The following is a 2,609-nucleotide window of genomic DNA, read 5'->3' on the forward strand; positions in this document are numbered from 1 at the left end:
GGGCTCGGGGAGCGCCGGTTCGGCGGCGGCCGGTTCGAAGGGTCCCGAGCAGGGGCTGTCGTACGGGCCCGGGGGCGGGTTGTCGTACGGGCCGGGGTACAGATTCCCGTACGGCTCGTGGGGCTCGTACGCGGCCGGGCGCGGCGACTGCCGGGGCAGGTGCGGTTCGGCCCGGCGGGCGGGGGCTTCGGCGCCGCGGTACGCGGCTCGGTGGCTGCCCTGTGCTTGACTCACGCGACGCTCCACTGGGTCCGACCGCTGGTCCGGCGCCGAGCCCGGCTCCGCGGCCCGGCTCTGGCGGGGAATCTAGCGGAGCGTCGAGTCACTCTCCAAAGTCGGCCGGTCACACAGTGTGGCGCGGCTCCGGGTAGCCGAAGGCGCGGGCGGTGTTGCGGGCGACGGCGGCGGCGAGTTCGTCCTCGTGCACGCCCTTGACGCCGGCCATGGCGCGGAGGGTGACGGGGATGAGGTACGGCGCGTTCGGGCGGCCCCGGTAGGGCATGGGGGTGAGGAACGGCGCGTCCGTCTCGACGAGGATCAGTTCCCGCGGGGCGACGGCGAGGGCGTCGCGCAGCGGCTGGGCGTTCTTGAAGGTGACGTTTCCGGCGAAGGACATGTAGTAACCGGCGTCCGCGCAGATCTTGGCCATGTCGGCGTCGCCGGAGTAACAGTGGAAGACGACCGTGCCGGGGGCGCCTTCCTCTTCGAGGACGCGCAGCACGTCGGCGTGGGCCTCGCGGTCGTGGATGACGAGGGCCTTGCCGTGCCGCTTGGCGATGTCGATGTGGCGGCGGAAGGAGTGTTCCTGGGCGGCCATGCCCTCGGGCCCGGTGCGGAAGTAGTCGAGTCCGGTCTCGCCGACGCCGCGTACGTGCGGGAGGGCGGCGAGCCGGTCGATCTCGGCGAGGGCGGCGTCCAGGGCCGCGTCGCCGCCCGCCGTCCGGGCGCCCTGGCGGGACCAGCCGTCGGGGTCGCCCAGGACGATGCGGGGCGCTTCGTTGGGGTGCAGCGCCACGGTCGCGCGGACGTTCTCGTGGGCGGCGGCCGTCTCGGCGGCCCAGCGGGATCCGGCCAGGTCGCACCCGACCTGGACGACGGTGTGCACGCCGACGGACGCGGCCTTGGCGAGGGCTTCCCCGACGGTGCCCCGCTGCATGTCCAGGTGGGTGTGCGAGTCGGCGACGGGCACGTTCAGGGGGGCCGGGAGCGGTGGTGGGACGTCCTGGTCCTTGCGGTCGCCGCTCTGCTTGCCGCTCTTCGGTGCTGTTGCCGCCATGCTCGCGATTCTATGAGGCCTCACGGGCCGGCCGGGGCGGGGCTCACTTCCGGTGGTGGAAGGGCTTCAGCAGGTCGGCGAGGTGCCAGTGGTGGTGCCCGGTGCGCAGCGCCGGCGCGGCGGGCGCCTCGTTCTCGTCCTGCCCGCCGTGCCCGCCGCGGACCAGCGGCTCGGGGGTCGCGGCGCTCGCGACGGAGGCGCCCGGTGCGGCGTGGGGAGGGCTGTGCAGGGCCTCGGTGACCATGGACACCCGGCCGGAACCCATGATGCGCACGACGTGCGCGCCACAGTTCATGCAGGTCGGGGTGGTCAGCGGGGACGGGACCCGGGCGCCGTCCGCGTAATAGACGACGAAGGCCCGCCCGTGGGAGTCCACGTGGTGCTCTATCTCGTAGCTCTGCTCCCACCCGTGCCCGCATTTCATGCACGCGAAGGCATATGCCTCATGCGCGTTCTGATCCGATGCGTGCCTCGGGTGGGCGATGGGGTGGACACCACTTGAGGTTCCTGCGATCTCGCTCATGGCAGCTCCTCTTGTCCGCAGACAAGTCTCTCCGGGAACGGACGTCCCACGTCCAGAGAACGCCTTTCCCCACGGCGGCGCGAGCGCCCTTCGCCGTATTGGGAAAATTTTGGCGACTTGATATCGCAAACGCTCGGCTGCCATGCCTAAGCTTTAGGTTTTCACGATAGTCCTTTGCCCGCCGCTGGGCCCTGCCGAGCGGCGTTCTTCGCCGCGACGACCGCGTCGAACACCTCCCGCTTCGGCAGCCCGGCCTCGGCCGCGACGGCGGCGATGGCCTCCTTGCGCCGCTCCCCCGCCTCCTCCCGTACGAGCACCCGGCGGACCAGCTCGTCGGGGTCGAGGTCCGCGGGCCCGGCGGCGGGGGCGCCCTCCACGACGACGGTGATCTCGCCGCGCACGCCGTCGGCGGCCCATTCGGCCAGTTCCTTGAGCGGTCCGCGCCGGACCTCCTCGTACGTCTTGGTGAGTTCGCGGCAGACGGCGGCGCGGCGGTCTTCGCCGAACGCCTCGGCCATGGCGGCGAGGGTGGCGTCGAGCCGGTGCGGGGCCTCGAAGTAGACGAGGGTGCGGCGTTCGTCGGCTGCTTCGCGGAGCCGGCCGAGGCGCTCGCCCGCCTTGCGGGGCAGGAAGCCCTCGAAGCAGAACCGGTCGACGGGCAGCCCGGAGACGGCGAGGGCGGTCAGCACGGCGGACGGGCCGGGGACGGCGGTGACCTTGACGCCGTGTTCGACGGCGGCGGCGACGAGGCGGTAGCCGGGGTCCGAGACGGACGGCATCCCCGCGTCGGTGACCAGCAGCACCCGGGCG

3 protein-coding genes and 1 pseudogene are annotated in these 2,609 nt (G+C 72.9%); all 4 read right to left on the reverse strand.

Going from position 1 to position 2,609, the window contains the following annotated elements:
* Positions 1–234: pseudogene (locus ACFU99_RS40390) on the reverse strand (hypothetical protein); the annotation flags it as partial.
* Between the two features lie 109 nt (positions 235–343).
* On the reverse strand, positions 344–1,276 hold the full coding sequence (locus tag ACFU99_RS40395; protein WP_384402787.1) for a TatD family hydrolase: 933 nt from the start codon (positions 1,274–1,276) through the stop codon (positions 344–346).
* Between the two features lie 43 nt (positions 1,277–1,319).
* Positions 1,320–1,799: a hypothetical protein gene (locus tag ACFU99_RS40400; RefSeq protein ID WP_384402789.1), complete on the reverse strand. Its 480-nt coding sequence runs from the start codon at positions 1,797–1,799 to the stop codon at positions 1,320–1,322.
* Between the two features lie 161 nt (positions 1,800–1,960).
* Positions 1,961–2,609: 16S rRNA (cytidine(1402)-2'-O)-methyltransferase (locus tag ACFU99_RS40405; RefSeq protein WP_384402792.1), on the reverse strand; the 649-nt coding region annotated here is incomplete at its 5' end.

It is taken from the genome of Streptomyces sp. NPDC057654, from assembly GCF_042800135.1.
GTDB lineage: Bacteria > Actinomycetota > Actinomycetes > Streptomycetales > Streptomycetaceae > Streptomyces.

Excerpts from the sequence above, each read along its gene's own strand:
- ACFU99_RS40400 (WP_384402789.1), bottom strand. The coding sequence starts at position 1,799 with ATGAGCGAGATCGCAGGAACCTCAAGTGGTGTCCACCCCATCGCCCAC.
- ACFU99_RS40395 (WP_384402787.1), bottom strand. The coding sequence starts at position 1,276 with ATGGCGGCAACAGCACCGAAGAGCGGCAAGCAGAGCGGCGACCGCAAG.